The sequence below is a fragment of the Streptomyces prunicolor genome (assembly GCF_045162825.1).
Lineage (GTDB): Bacteria > Actinomycetota > Actinomycetes > Streptomycetales > Streptomycetaceae > Streptomyces > Streptomyces prunicolor.
Genome location: NZ_CP108676.1, coordinates 2,387,501 through 2,399,804 on the forward strand (window position 1 = coordinate 2,387,501; position 12,304 = coordinate 2,399,804).

Consider the following 12,304-nt stretch of genomic DNA (forward strand, 5'->3'; position numbering starts at 1 on the left):
GCGGACATGCTGAATGCGCCCCTGCTGAGAGGGAGTCGTAGGTAGTGGGTTGGCCGCTTCCGGCTGCTGGCGAATGCCGTACCCGGGTCAAGCGGCTCGGGCTACATTACGCACCCCGCCAAGACGCGTCAACTTGGCCGACGTCGCGGCGTATGAGCCCGATACGGGCTAACCGTAGGGTCGTTGGTGATCCAAAACCGCCATGGGTGGACGGCGCCCTCGCCGGACACTCCGGTGCGGGGACCGTTGCTTACCTGATGGGAGGGGACGGGTGTACCGGCCAGCATCCTCAAGGGTGTCTCGCCCGTGGTGCACGCGTCCGTGCCGTCCAGGGAGCGGTCTACGTCCAGGGCGGTGGCCAGGCGGGCGGGGCCTTTGGCCAGTTCTTTGTCATTTCGGGCCGAGAGTCGACGTTTGCGCGCGAGTTCGGCGCCCTCGACGATCTCGCCGGCGCGAAGCAGGACCCCTCTTGCCGTGCCCTCCGGACCGCACACCAGGTTCATGCAGTGCCACATGCCGTAGGTGAAGTAGACGTACACGTACCCAGGCGGACCGAACATCACGCCGTTGCGGGCGGTCGGACCCCGATATGCGTGGGACGCGGGGTCGTTGCCGCCGTCGTAGGCCTCGACCTCTGTGATGCGCAGGACGATCGGGCCGTCGGGGGTCGTACGGACGACGATGCGGCCCAGGAGGTCGGGGGCGACCTCCAGTACAGGGCGGTCGAAGAACTCTCTGGGGAGTGGCATACGGTCCGGGGGCGCGATCATGGCGTCCGAGCGTAGTCCAGGCGCGCTTGTGCCAAGGGGTGGTCAAGGTTCCGTCCGCTTGCCAGGGTGTGGCGCGGAACCGGGCGCGGTCGGTTCGCGTTTGTAGGGATCAAGGGTCCATACGTAAAGGGAGAGTCATGGCGTTCAAGAAGCTGCTCGCGAGCCTGGGGGCCGGCGGGGCTTCGGTGGAGACGGTGCTGACCGAGGTCAACGTCGTTCCGGGCGGGGTCGTCCAGGGCGAGGTTCGGATCCAGGGCGGGTCCGTCGCCCAGGAGATCCAGGGGCTCTCGGTCGGACTGCAGGCCAAGGTCGAGATCGAGAGCGGCGACCAGGAGTACAAGCAGGACATCGAGTTCACGAAGGTGCGGCTGGGCGGTGCCTTCGAGTTGCAGGCGGGTGCCGCGCACAACGTGCCGTTCGGGCTGGAGATCCCCTGGGAGACGCCGGTCACGATGATCGACGGCCAGCCGCTGCGCGGGATGCACATCGGGGTGAGCACCGAGCTGGCGATCGCGCGGGCCGTGGACTCCAGTGACCTCGACCCGGTCAGCGTGCACCCGCTGCCGGCGCAGAAGGCGATCCTGGACGCCTTCATCCGGCTCGGCTTCCGCTTCAAGAACGCGGACATGGAGCGCGGTCACATCCGGGGGACGCGGCAGAAGCTGCCGTTCTACCAGGAGATCGAGTTCTACCCGCCGTCGCAGTACCGCGGGCTGAACCAGGTCGAGTTGAGCTTCGTGGCCGACGAGAACGCGATGGACGTCATCCTGGAGATGGACAAGAAGCCGGGCCTGTTCAGCGAGGGCAGTGACACCTTCCGGTCCTTCCAGGTGGGTCTGCACGACTTCCAGGGGACCGACTGGGCGGCGTACCTCAACCAGTGGCTGTCCGAGGTCGGCAGCAAGCGCAACTGGTTCTAGGCTCGGTATCCACTGAAGAAACCGATCAGGAGGTACCGAGGTGACCGAGCTCAAGCGGCGGCCGCTCCCCCATGACTTCCACCCGCCCGTGCCGGCGTTCACGGTGACGAGTGAGGACGTCGAACCGGGGGCGAAGCTCAAGGACGCTCAGGTCTACGCGGCCGGCAACACCTCGCCGCAGCTGCGGTGGGAGGGCTTCCCGCCCGAGACCAAGAGTTTCGCCGTGACCTGTTACGACCCGGACGCCCCTACGGGGAGCGGGTTCTGGCACTGGACCGTGTTCGACATCCCGGTCTCGGTGACCGAGCTGCCGGAGGGTGCGGGCAGCGGCAAGTTCGAGGGACTGCCGGAGGGCGCCGTACAGGTGCGCAACGACTACGGGTCGAAGGACTTCGGCGGTGCCGCGCCGCCGCCCGGGGACGGGTCGCACCGTTATGTGTTCACGGTGTACGCCGTGGATGCGGAGAAACTTGGTCCGGACTCGGACGTTTCTCCGGCGGTCGTCGGTTTCAACCTGCGGTTCCACGCGCTGGCGCGTGCCCAGCTGATCGGTGAGTACGAAGCGCCCGCCGAAGACTGACCTTCATAGAACGTTTGCCCGCCTCTGGTCTTGGAATTGATCAGGGGCGGGCATTTTTTATTGCGTTGTCCATCTCGGCATGCCCGGCCAGAGTTGATCCAAGCCCGCCGTGCGGTGGGCCGGTTGCACATGGGAGGTGGGCTGGATGCGGGACACGCTGGTGCTGAACGCGAGCTTCGAGCCGCTGTCGACGGTGTCGTTGAATCGAGCCGTCGTTCTGGTGCTGCAGGACAAGGCTGTCGTCGAGCAGGCCCACCCCGAACTGCGGATGCGCGGAGCCGAGGTCGATATACCGGTCCCCCGGGTGATCCGGCTGTGCAGGTATGTCAGGGTGCCGTTCCGAAGACAAGCTCCCTGGTCGAGGCGCGGTGTGCTGGTCCGGGACCGGCACAGGTGCGCGTACTGCGGCAGGCGGGCGACGACGGTCGACCACGTGGTGCCGAGGGCGCAGGGCGGTCAGGACTCCTGGCTGAATACGGTGGCCTCGTGTGCGGAGGACAACCATCGCAAGGCGGCGCGGACTCCGGAGCAGGCGGGGATGCCGTTGCTGCGGCAGCCGTTCGAGCCGACGCCCGCTGACGCGATGCTGTTGGCACTGGGGACCGAGGACTTCGATGCGCTGCCGGAGTGGTTGATCCAGCCGGCCGCGTAGAGCGCGTGAGCAGAACTGGGGCCCATCTCCTGCGGGAGGTGGGCCCCAGTGTCGTGGCTACGACCCGTCAGTCGATGGACGGCTTCTCTCGGCGTTCCGAATTGCCGTCCGAGTTGCCGGAGTTGCCTCCGCCGCCGCCCGAACCGCCGCCGAACGGGCCCACGTTGCCCATGGCGCCGGAGAGGCCCTTGAGGGCGTCGCCGATTTCGCTGGGGACGATCCAGAGCTTGTTGGCGTCACCTGCAGCGATCTTGGGCAGCATCTGGAGGTACTGGTAGGAGAGGAGCTTCTGGTCGGCGTCGCCCGCATGGATCGCCTCGAAGACCGTGCGGACGGCCTGGGCCTCACCCTCGGCGCGGAGGGCCGCGGCCTTGGCCTCACCTTCGGCGCGCAGGATCTGGGACTGCTTCTCACCTTCGGCGGTGAGGATGGCGGCCTGGCGCGTACCTTCCGCGGTGAGGATCGCGGCGCGCTTGTCACGGTCGGCGCGCATCTGCTTCTCCATCGAGTCCTGGATGGAGGTGGGGGGCTCAATTGCCTTGAGCTCGACGCGGTTTACGCGAATGCCCCACTTGCCCGTCGCCTCGTCGAGGACTCCGCGCAGGGCCGCGTTGATCTCCTCGCGGGAGGTCAGGGTCCGCTCCAGGTCCATGCCGCCGATGATGTTGCGGAGCGTGGTGACCGTGAGCTGCTCGATCGCCTGGATGTAGCTGGCCACTTCGTAGGTCGCGGCCCGCGCGTCCGTCACCTGGTAGTAGATGACCGTGTCGATGTTGACGACCAGGTTGTCCTGGGTGATCACCGGCTGCGGCGGGAACGGTACGACCTGTTCGCGCAGGTCGATGCGGTTGCGGATCGTGTCGATGAACGGGACGACGATGTTGAGTCCCGCGTTGAGTGTCCGTGTGTAGCGACCGAATCGCTCGACGATCGCGGCACTTGCCTGCGGGATGACCTGGATCGTCTTGATCAAAGCGATGAAGACCAACACCACCAGGATGATCAAGACGATGATGACCGGTTCCATCGTGCTCCCCGTACCCTTCTCCGCCTCGGCGCTTTCGGAAGATCTTATGGTTGTTGAAGATCTTGCTGGTCGAGTCTGTCAGACCGTCACGCAACTCGTGTGCTGTTCGGTTCAGTTGAGACCTGCCAGGTCATCAGTCGTGTCCTGCGAGATCGTCGGTTGAGTCCTGCGAGGTCAGATGACGATCGCGGTGGCTCCCTCGATCTCCACGACGTCCACCTCCTGGCCCGGTTCATAGGCGCGGTCGGTGTCGAGCGAGCGGGCCGACCAGATCTCTCCGGCCAGCTTGATCCGGCCGCCGCCGGAACTGTCCACGCGCTCCAGGACGACGGCCCGTTTGCCCTTCAAGGCATCGATGCCCGTGGCGAGTTGGGGCAGCGTCGCGCGGTGCCGGGTCGCGATGGGTCGTACGACCGCGATGAGGGCGACCGAGACGACGACGAAGACGAGGACCTGGACGACGATGCCCCCGCCGATCCCGGCGGTCACCGCGGCGGCGACGGCGCCCACGCCGAACATGCCGAATTCCGGCATCGCGGTCACCACGAGGGGGATCCCGAGTGCTGCCGCGCCGACGAGCCACCACACCCATGCGTCGATGTCGTTCACATCGTCAATGGTAGGGCTGCGGGTCCCGTCACGGACAGGGCGCATATGTCCCTACACCCGCTTCTTACAAGGCAGTTCAGGCCATGGGGAGACCGTGAGCGGTCCAGCGGTCGCCGACCTGCTCCACGATGAGCGGGAGACCGAAGCACAACGACAGGTTGCGGGCGGTGAGTTCGAGCTCCAGCGGGCCCGCGGCGAGGACCTTGCCCTGACGGATCATCAGGACATGGGTGAAGCCGGGGGCGATCTCCTCGACGTGGTGCGTGACCATGATCATGGAGGGGGCGATCGGGTCACGGGCGAGGCGGCCGAGCCGGCGTACGAGGTCCTCGCGACCGCCGAGGTCGAGGCCGGCGGCGGGCTCGTCGAGGAGCAGCAGCTCGGGGTCGGTCATCAGGGCGCGGGCGATGAGGGTGCGCTTGCGCTCGCCCTCGGACAGCGTGCCGAACTTGCGGTCCAGGTAGTCGCTCATGCCGAGGCGGTCGAGGAAGGCGCGGGCGCGCTGCTCGTCGACGTCCTCGTAGTCCTCGTTCCAGCCCGCGGTCATGCCATAAGCCGCGGTCAGGACGGTCTGCAGGACGGTCTGGCGCTTGGGGAGCTTCTCGGCCATGGCGATGCCGGCGACGCCGATGCGGGGGCGCAGTTCGAAGACGTCGACCTTGCCGAGGGTCTCGCCGAGGATGGTGGCGGTGCCGCTGCTGGGGAACAGGTAGCTGGACGCGACGTTCAGGAGCGTGGTCTTGCCGGCGCCGTTCGGGCCGAGGATGACCCAGCGCTCGCCCTCCTTGACCGACCAGGAGACCTGGTCCACCAGAGCCCGGCCCTCCCGGACCACGGTTACGTCCTCCAGCTCCAGAACATCGCTCATGAGCGCGCTGTCTCCCATTGCATCGTCGGCCTGTCTCGGCTGTCGCGTGCGCCGGTAGGCGCAGCCCTCGAAGAAATCTACGCCACCGGCCGGGCGGTCCATTCCATCGGTCCTGTCCTTAGGGTGGACGCCATGCTTTCGGAACCACGCTCAGGACGCCTCGCCGCCTGGGGAAATGCCCTGTTGGCCGGACTTGTCTCGCCGGACGACGCCGTCCTCGCCATCGTGGGCGAGGACGCCGTGCACCGGGTGGAGGGGCTGCCGGGCGAGTCGGCACCCGTCGGACTCACCCTCGCGCTGGGACGGCTGCGCACCCTCGGGGCGACCGGCCTGCGGGTGGCGCTGCCCACGTCGGGACACCCCCTGGGGCTGAGCGGCCCGCCCGCCTTCAACGCCCGCGCACTGGAGGCCGAGGAGGCGGTGATCTGCTACGGCGTCGCGCTCGGCCTCGTTCCCGAGGTGTACGAGGCCGGTCCCGCCGGTGACGTCCATGTCGAGGTCGTGTGGCACTGCCTGCCAGTGCGGGAGGCGCCGCCCGCCGATGTGCCCTCGCTCGGGGAGGCCGAGCGGGAGCTGGCGGAGGCGCTGCGCGACGCGACAGCGGTGTTGTCGCGGCTCGACGTCGCCGGGTCCGGACCGGTGGCCGAGGCTGCGGTCGACGCGTATCGGGCGCGGGCGGAGCGGGGGCGGGAGGTGTTGGCGCCGGGGTATCCGCCGCGGGCGGTGCGGGTGCTGGAGCTTGCGCAGCGGGTGGGGTTGTTGGTGTCCGTGGCTTACGAGAACGGGCCCGGGGGTGCGGTGAGCGCGTCCGAGATGGGGGCGCGGGCCGAGGCGTTGCGGCCGGTGGAGCGGACGGCTCGGCGGGCTCAGGTGGCTGCGTACAACTCCGTTGTGGAGGAGCGGGAGAAGGGGGTGCGGTGAGCGTTTCGTTGCGATGGTTGCCCTGTGTTGGTGTGGGCGTCTTCTGGGGGCTCTGCCCCCAGACCCCCGTTCGGCCCTGAACGGGCCTCGTCCTCAAACGCCGGACGGGCTGAACAATGCCGGCCTGGGTTGAAAGGCGAGCCCGCGCAGAAAGCCTGACTTCGCTTCAGGTGTCACAAGGAGGGGCCCCGCGAGTCGTCGTTGACTCGTGGGGCCCCTCTTCAGTGCTGTGGGCGTCAGTCGTTGATGCCCTTGTTGCCGAACGCGGGGTTCAGCAGGCCGATGACGTTGACGCTGTCGCCGACGACGTTGACCGGGACGTGGACCGGGACCTGGACGGCGTTGCCCGAACCGACACCCGGGGACTTCACGGCCGCGCCGTCGGCACCGGCGTCGGCGAAAGCGGCACCGGCGGAGGCGCCGGCGGCGATACCGGCGACGGTGAGGGCCACAGCGGCCTTCTTGGCGATGTTCATGGGAAGCGTTCCTCCTGCGATTGCGTGACCGACCCGGCCGCGGGTCGTGCGCTGATCAACGCACGGAACGGCGGAAACGGCACGGACATCCGCGTTTGACTGCCCGTTCGGATCATTGGCGCGACAAGCCGACCAGGTGACCAGGTGACGAGCAGACCGGCCTCCCAGGGAGTGCCCTGGGAGGCCGGAGGTCACTGTCGCGGGGCGACGTGCGTCACTGGTTGACGCCCAGGTTGCCGAAGGCGGGGTTCAGGACGCCGATGACGTTCACGCTGTTGCCGACCGCGTTGACCGGGACGTGCACCGGGACCTGGACGACGTTGCCCGAGGCGACGCCGGGCGAACCGGCGGCCTGGCCGTTCGCCAGACCGTCGGCGGAGGCCAGCCCGGCACCGGCGGCTACCAGCCCGCCGGCCACCATCGTCACGGCCGCTGCCTTCTTCAGGTTCTTCACTTCTGAGCCCTCCTAGCGATCACCGCGGCAGGCGCCGCGGCACGCACTGGAGAACGGCGGAGATCCACGAAGGATGCGCCATTCGAGGGACATTCCCACGACGGTATGAATCTCAGCCCGGAACGAGACGCTCCGTGTTGCCGTCATGCCACCACTGCGACACCGCTCACCTGGTCAGACCGTGGCGTACGGCGAACAGCGCGGCCTGGGTGCGGTCCGCCAGGTCGAGCTTCATCAGGATGTTCGAGACGTGGGTCTTGACCGTCTTCTCGGAGAGCACCAGGGCGCGGGCTATCTCGCGGTTGGAGCGGCCGTCGGCGATCAGGCCGAGCACCTCGCGCTCCCGCTCGGTGAGCGAACCGCCTCTCCCCTGCCCCGAGTTGGACTCCTCCTGGGACAACAGGACGCCGGCGACCTCGGGTTGGAGCAGGATGTGGCCCGCGTGGACGGAACGGATGGCGCCGGCCAGGGCGTCCGGGTCCACGTCCTTGTAGACGTAACCGGCGGCGCCCGCGCGCAGAGCCGGGATCACCGTGCGCTGTTCGGTGAAGCTGGTGACGATCAACACGCGCGCGGGGTGGTCGAGTTCGCGGAGCTTGCGCAGGGCCTCGATGCCGTCCATGCCCGGCATCTTGACGTCCATGAGAACGACGTCGGGCTTCAACTCCTCGGTGCGGGCGACTCCTTCGGCGCCGTCGGCCGCCTCGCCGACGACCTCGATGTCGTCCTGCACCTCCAGGAAGGTGCGCAGGCCCCGGCGGACGACCTGGTGGTCGTCGACGATCAGCACCTTGATTGCGTCAGCCACCGGGGACCTCCATCTCGATCGTGGTGCCCTTTCCGGGCGCCGATTCCACGGTCAGCGTGCCGCCGACGCCGTTCGTCCGGTCCCGCATGGAGACCAGGCCGAGGTGGCGTCCCGCGCGTCGGATCGACTGGGGTTCGAAGCCGCTGCCGTCGTCGGTGATCCGTAGGACCGCTCCGCAGCCGCGTCGCTCCAGGGTCACGGCGACGTGGTCCGCGCCGGAGTGGCGCAGTGCGTTGTGCAGGGCCTCCTGGGCGACGCGGAGCATGGCCTCCTCCTGGGCGGCTGGCAGGGCGCGGAAGCCGCGGCCGGTGAAGGTCACGCGTGCGGTGTGGGCGCGGTCGAGGACCTGGATCTGGGTGCGCAGGGTGGCGCTCAGTCCGTCCTCGTCGAGGGCGGCGGGGCGCAACTCGACGACGGCGGCGCGCAGTTCGTCGGCTGCCTCGGCGGCGAGCGCGGCCACCTGCTGGAGTTCGCCCTTGGCCCGGGAGGGGTCGCGGTCCACGAGGGTGGCGGCGGCCTGTGCGGTGAGGCGGAGCGAGAACAGCTTCTGGGACACCGCGTCGTGCAGTTCGTGGGCCAGGCGGGAGCGCTCCTCGGCGATGGTCAGCTCGCGGCTGCGCTCGTACAGGCGGGCGTTGGTGAGGGCGATGGCGGCGTGTTGGGCGAGGATGGCGAGCAGCTCCTCGTCCTCCTCCGTGAAGCCGCAACTGCCGTCCCGCTTCGGGCAGTTCTTGTTGGCGAGGAAGAGTGCGCCGATGACCTCGTCGTCGTCGCGGATGGGCAGGCCCAGGAAGTCGGACATGTCGGGGTGGGCCGAGGGCCAGCCCTCGAAGCGCGGGTCCTTGCGTACGTCCGCGAGGCGCTCGGCCTTGGCCTCGTGCAGCATCGAGGCGAGGATGCCGTGCTGGCGCGGGAGCGGGCCGATGGCCTTCCACTGGGCGTCGCTGACGCCGTCGACCACGAACTGGGCGAAGCCGCCGTGGTCGTCGGGGACGCCGAGCGCGGCGTACTGCGCGTCGAGCAGCTCGCGGGCCGAGGCGACGATCGTCTTGAGGACGTCGCGCACCTCAAGGTGCCTGCTCATGGCCAGCAGTGCGGTACTCACCGCCGCGAGGCCGGACCGTGGACCTTGACTCATGTCCTCACGGTACCGGCGGGGTCCGACAGTGCGGATCGGGCTGGTGGCGGCCGTCGTCTGGTCCGGTGGACCTAGGGCGAAGGGCCCCGGTGGACTGCGGCCGACGTCCGACGCGGCGGAGGCGATCCCGTTCCTACGTTGGGGGCACGCCGACGGAGGCGTAGTGGACGAGGGGACGTGTGTCATGTCGGTAGCGATCATCACGGGGGCGTCGAAGGGGCTGGGGCGGGCACTCGCCGAGGCGCTGGCCGCGCGGGGCTGGGACCTGGTGCTCGACGCCAGGACCGAGGGGGTGCTCACAGACGCCGCGGTGGCCGTCGCCGCGTACGGCACGCGCGTGGAAGCCTTTCCCGGGGACGTCACGGATGCCGCGCACCGCGCGGAGCTGGTGGCCGCGGCGGGGAAGCTGGGCGGCGTCGACCTGGTCGTCAGCAACGCGAGCGCGCTGGGCGCCGAGCCGCTCGTACGCCTTGAGGAGCTGACCCTGGACGGGCTGCGGCGGGCGCTGGAGGTGAACGTGGTGGCCGCGCTGGGGTTGGTCCAGGAGGCGTTGCCGCTGTTGCGGGCCTCGCGGGCGGGTGCGGTGATCGCGGTCAGCTCGGACGCGGCGGCCGAGGCCTACGAGACATGGGGCGGCTACGGGGCGTCCAAGGCGGCCCTCGACCATCTTGCGGCCGTGCTCGGCGCCGAGGAGCCCAGGCTGCGGGTCTGGGCGGTCGACCCCGGGGACATGGGCACCGACCTGTACGCGGCGGCCGTACCGGACGACGACGATCCGCGGCCGTCGCCGACCTCCGTAGTACCGGCCTTTCTACGGCTGCTGGACGAGCGTCCGGCGAGCGGGCGCTACGGGGCGCCGGCCCTCCTGGAGGAGCGATGACAGTGGCCGTGCGGGTCCCGGACGAGCTGTCCGCGCGTGTGCCCGCCGAGCAGCGCGGGCCCGGGCTCGACCGGGATGCCGTACGACTGCTCGTGTCGCGCGGTACCGAGGTGTCGCATCACGTGTTCGCGGAGCTGCCGCGGCTGCTGCGGGCCGGGGATCTGTTGGTCGTGAACACGTCGCCGACGCTCGCCGCGGCGGTGGACGGGTGGATCGGGCACGCACGCGTGGTGGTGCATTTCTCCACCCGGGGCGATGACGGACGGTGGGCGGTCGAACTGCGCGAGCCGGACGGGAAGGGCACCACACGCGCGCGTGCGGGCGGCCCGGAGGGGACGCAGGTGCGGCTGCCCGGAGGTGTGCGGCTGGTCCTGGAGGAGCCGCTGAGTGCGCGCGGTGAGCGGTTGTGGTGGGGGCGGGTGTCGGGGGTGTCGCATCCAGAAACGCCGGGGACCGGCGTGCCCGCGCTGCTCCGGGAGCATGGGCGGCCCATCCGTTACTCCTATACGGAGCGCGATCAGCCGCTCTCCGTCTACCAGACGGTGTTCTCGCTGCCTACGGAGGACGGGACGGGCAGTGCGGAGATGCCCAGTGCGGCTCGGCCCTTCACCGCGCGGCTGGTGGCGGAGCTGGTGAGTCGGGGGGTGCAGTTCGCGCCGATCACCTTGCACACCGGGGTGGCCTCGGCCGAGGTGCAGGAGCCGCCGTATCCGGAGCGGTTCGCGGTGTCGGAGGTGTCGGCCCGGTTGATCAACGCGGCCCGGGCCGGAGACGGCCGGGTGATCGCGGTCGGGACCACCGCCGTGCGAGCCGTCGAGTCGGCCGCCGGGGACGACGGGGTCGTACGCGCGCGTGCGGGGTGGACCGATCTCGTCGTGACGCCGGAGCGGGGGGTGCGGGTGGTGGACGGGCTGCTGACGGGGCTGCACGAGCCGGAGGCCTCGCATCTGCTGATGCTGGAGGCGGTCGCCGGGCGGGCCGCCGTAGGCCGGAGTTATGAGGAGGCGCTGCGGGGGCTCTACCTGTGGCACGAGTTCGGGGACGTGCATCTCATCCTCCCGGAGGAGGGCCCTCACGCGGCGCGTTGCTCCAGCAACTCGGAGTGAGGTTGATGTGCGGTCGATGTGACCCCGCACATAGGGCGCAGATCACGTACTAGCGGACATAGGAGATATAGGCGCCCCCCTTGAGCGGGACAGACGGCCCTGTCTGTCCCGTTTTGCCCTGGACCGGTCAACTACCCGGGATCGTACGTCACACCTTTGCCAGGGGTTTTTGCGGCCGCTAAGAATTGCAGCCGTCGCTCAGCGCCGTGGATCCCGTCCGCGGCGTTTGTGCCGGAAGCACCCGCGTCCCCGCCGGACGGTGAGCGACCTCCGCGCAATTCGAAGAGGTCCATCCGCCATGCCCAAGAACTCGAACACTCCTGGTCATAGTCGCCTGACCAAGCTGAACAAGCTGAACAAGCAGCACAAGATCGCGCTCGCCGGTGTCGCCACGCTCGGCGCCGCCGCCCTCGCCTTCTCCGCGGTGCCCAGCGACGCGGGGACGACCACGAGCGACGCCGCGGCCTCGACGAAGGTCGCGTACAGCACGGAGCCCATCAAGGGCGTCAAGGCCAGCGTCACCGACCAGCTCGCCGGTGCCGGCGTGAAGACCGAGGCGATCCAGGCGAAGGCCGACGCCAAGGCGAAGGCCGCGAAAGCCAAGGTCGACGCCGCCGCGAAGAAGAAGGCCGCCGCCGAGGCCGCCGCCAAGAAGAAGGCGGAGGCCGCGCGCAAGGCCAAGAAGGCCGCGAGCCGCTCCACCGAGCGCGTCAAGCTCCAGCCCGTCGCCGCGACGACGTACGCCAACAACCTCAACGGCTGGATCAACCACGCGCTGGCGATCATGAAGCAGAAGGGCATCCCGGGCTCGTACAACGGCCTGTACAAGAACATCATGCGGGAGTCCTCGGGCAACCCGAGCGCCATCAACGGCTGGGACGTCAACGCGGTCAACGGCACCCCGTCGATCGGTCTGCTCCAGGTCATCCAGCCGACGTTCAACGCCTACCACGTCTCCGGTACCTCGTCGAACATCTACGACCCGGTCGCCAACATCACCGCCGCCGCCAACTACGCGGCCGACCGGTACGGCTCGATCGACAACGTCAACAGCGCGTACTGAGACGCGTACCGAGGCCTCCGGCGGACCTCTGG

At 69.2% G+C, this 12,304-nt stretch carries 14 protein-coding genes and 1 pseudogene; 7 read left to right on the top strand and 8 right to left on the bottom strand.

Going from position 1 to position 12,304, the window contains the following annotated elements; translation table 11 throughout:
* Positions 1 to 128: 128 nt before the first annotated feature.
* Positions 129 to 770, bottom strand: a complete 642-nt coding sequence (locus OG588_RS10685) for a DNA-3-methyladenine glycosylase (protein WP_019060711.1) — start codon at positions 768 to 770, stop codon at positions 129 to 131.
* Between the two features lie 137 nt (positions 771 to 907).
* Here OG588_RS10685 and OG588_RS10690 point away from each other — a divergent pair, with 137 nt between their 5' ends.
* The 3 genes from OG588_RS10690 (at position 908) to OG588_RS10700 (ending at position 2,922) form a co-directional block, all read left to right on the top strand.
* Positions 908 to 1,690, top strand: a complete 783-nt coding sequence (locus tag OG588_RS10690; RefSeq protein WP_366091661.1) for a sporulation protein — start codon at positions 908 to 910, stop codon at positions 1,688 to 1,690.
* Between the two features lie 40 nt (positions 1,691 to 1,730).
* The gene (locus OG588_RS10695; RefSeq protein ID WP_405947071.1) at positions 1,731 to 2,270 is read left to right on the top strand and encodes a YbhB/YbcL family Raf kinase inhibitor-like protein; all 540 of its coding nucleotides are present in this window, start codon (positions 1,731 to 1,733) and stop codon (positions 2,268 to 2,270) included.
* 145 nt (positions 2,271 to 2,415) lie between these two features.
* Positions 2,416 to 2,922: an HNH endonuclease gene (locus tag OG588_RS10700; RefSeq protein WP_393050195.1), complete on the top strand. Its 507-nt coding sequence runs from the start codon at positions 2,416 to 2,418 to the stop codon at positions 2,920 to 2,922.
* Between the two features lie 67 nt (positions 2,923 to 2,989).
* Here the strand turns inward: OG588_RS10700 and OG588_RS10705 are convergent, their stop codons facing one another.
* The 3 genes and pseudogenes from OG588_RS10705 to OG588_RS10715 form a co-directional block, all read right to left on the bottom strand.
* The gene (locus tag OG588_RS10705; protein ID WP_405947072.1) at positions 2,990 to 3,949 is read right to left on the bottom strand and encodes an SPFH domain-containing protein; all 960 of its coding nucleotides are present in this window, start codon (positions 3,947 to 3,949) and stop codon (positions 2,990 to 2,992) included.
* Positions 3,950 to 4,123: 174 nt separating this feature from the next.
* Positions 4,124 to 4,558 (bottom strand): NfeD family protein, encoded by a 435-nt coding sequence (locus OG588_RS10710; RefSeq protein WP_405947073.1) that lies wholly within the window; start codon positions 4,556 to 4,558, stop codon positions 4,124 to 4,126.
* Positions 4,559 to 4,901: 343 nt separating this feature from the next.
* Positions 4,902 to 5,528 (bottom strand): annotated as a pseudogene (locus OG588_RS10715) (ABC transporter ATP-binding protein); the annotation flags it as partial.
* A 30-nt stretch (positions 5,529 to 5,558) separates the two neighbouring features.
* Between OG588_RS10715 and OG588_RS10720 the strand changes: the two are divergent.
* Positions 5,559 to 6,347 (top strand): hypothetical protein, encoded by a 789-nt coding sequence (locus tag OG588_RS10720; protein WP_318015465.1) that lies wholly within the window; start codon positions 5,559 to 5,561, stop codon positions 6,345 to 6,347.
* Positions 6,348 to 6,583: 236 nt separating this feature from the next.
* Here OG588_RS10720 and OG588_RS10725 read toward each other — a convergent pair whose 3' ends face one another.
* The 4 genes from OG588_RS10725 to OG588_RS10740 all read right to left on the bottom strand — a co-directional run bounded on the left by OG588_RS10725 (position 6,584) and on the right by OG588_RS10740 (position 9,223).
* A complete protein-coding gene (locus OG588_RS10725; protein ID WP_033286425.1) occupies positions 6,584 to 6,823 on the bottom strand; it encodes a chaplin family protein in 240 nt (79 codons plus the stop codon).
* 214 nt (positions 6,824 to 7,037) lie between these two features.
* The gene (locus OG588_RS10730) at positions 7,038 to 7,277 is read right to left on the bottom strand and encodes a chaplin (RefSeq protein ID WP_019060702.1); all 240 of its coding nucleotides are present in this window, start codon (positions 7,275 to 7,277) and stop codon (positions 7,038 to 7,040) included.
* A 166-nt stretch (positions 7,278 to 7,443) separates the two neighbouring features.
* On the bottom strand, positions 7,444 to 8,085 hold the full coding sequence (locus tag OG588_RS10735; protein ID WP_019060701.1) for a response regulator transcription factor: 642 nt from the start codon (positions 8,083 to 8,085) through the stop codon (positions 7,444 to 7,446).
* A complete protein-coding gene (locus OG588_RS10740) occupies positions 8,078 to 9,223 on the bottom strand; it encodes a GAF domain-containing sensor histidine kinase (RefSeq protein WP_405947074.1) in 1,146 nt (381 codons plus the stop codon). Before OG588_RS10740 ends, OG588_RS10735 begins: the two co-directional genes overlap by 8 nt.
* A gap of 184 nt (positions 9,224 to 9,407) precedes the next feature.
* Here OG588_RS10740 and OG588_RS10745 point away from each other — a divergent pair, with 184 nt between their 5' ends.
* The 3 genes from OG588_RS10745 to OG588_RS10755 all read left to right on the top strand — a co-directional run bounded on the left by OG588_RS10745 (position 9,408) and on the right by OG588_RS10755 (position 12,272).
* A complete protein-coding gene (locus tag OG588_RS10745) occupies positions 9,408 to 10,103 on the top strand; it encodes an SDR family NAD(P)-dependent oxidoreductase (RefSeq protein WP_405947075.1) in 696 nt (231 codons plus the stop codon).
* The gene (locus tag OG588_RS10750) at positions 10,100 to 11,209 is read left to right on the top strand and encodes an S-adenosylmethionine:tRNA ribosyltransferase-isomerase (RefSeq protein WP_405947076.1); all 1,110 of its coding nucleotides are present in this window, start codon (positions 10,100 to 10,102) and stop codon (positions 11,207 to 11,209) included. Before OG588_RS10745 ends, OG588_RS10750 begins: the two co-directional genes overlap by 4 nt.
* Positions 11,210 to 11,507: 298 nt before the next feature.
* Positions 11,508 to 12,272 (top strand): transglycosylase SLT domain-containing protein, encoded by a 765-nt coding sequence (locus OG588_RS10755; RefSeq protein WP_405947077.1) that lies wholly within the window; start codon positions 11,508 to 11,510, stop codon positions 12,270 to 12,272.
* Positions 12,273 to 12,304: the final 32 nt, after the last annotated feature.

Coding starts and splice junctions, on each gene's coding strand:
- OG588_RS10750 (WP_405947076.1), top strand. CDS start 10,100: ATGACAGTGGCCGTGCGGGTCCCGGACGAGCTGTCCGCGCGTGTGCCC.
- OG588_RS10685 (WP_019060711.1), bottom strand. CDS start 770: ATGATCGCGCCCCCGGACCGTATGCCACTCCCCAGAGAGTTCTTCGAC.
- OG588_RS10720 (WP_318015465.1), top strand. CDS start 5,559: ATGCTTTCGGAACCACGCTCAGGACGCCTCGCCGCCTGGGGAAATGCC.
- OG588_RS10755 (WP_405947077.1), top strand. CDS start 11,508: ATGCCCAAGAACTCGAACACTCCTGGTCATAGTCGCCTGACCAAGCTG.
- OG588_RS10745 (WP_405947075.1), top strand. CDS start 9,408: ATGTCGGTAGCGATCATCACGGGGGCGTCGAAGGGGCTGGGGCGGGCA.
- OG588_RS10700 (WP_393050195.1), top strand. CDS start 2,416: ATGCGGGACACGCTGGTGCTGAACGCGAGCTTCGAGCCGCTGTCGACG.
- OG588_RS10725 (WP_033286425.1), bottom strand. CDS start 6,823: ATGAACATCGCCAAGAAGGCCGCTGTGGCCCTCACCGTCGCCGGTATC.
- OG588_RS10740 (WP_405947074.1), bottom strand. CDS start 9,223: ATGAGTCAAGGTCCACGGTCCGGCCTCGCGGCGGTGAGTACCGCACTG.
- OG588_RS10690 (WP_366091661.1), top strand. CDS start 908: ATGGCGTTCAAGAAGCTGCTCGCGAGCCTGGGGGCCGGCGGGGCTTCG.
- OG588_RS10705 (WP_405947072.1), bottom strand. CDS start 3,949: ATGGAACCGGTCATCATCGTCTTGATCATCCTGGTGGTGTTGGTCTTC.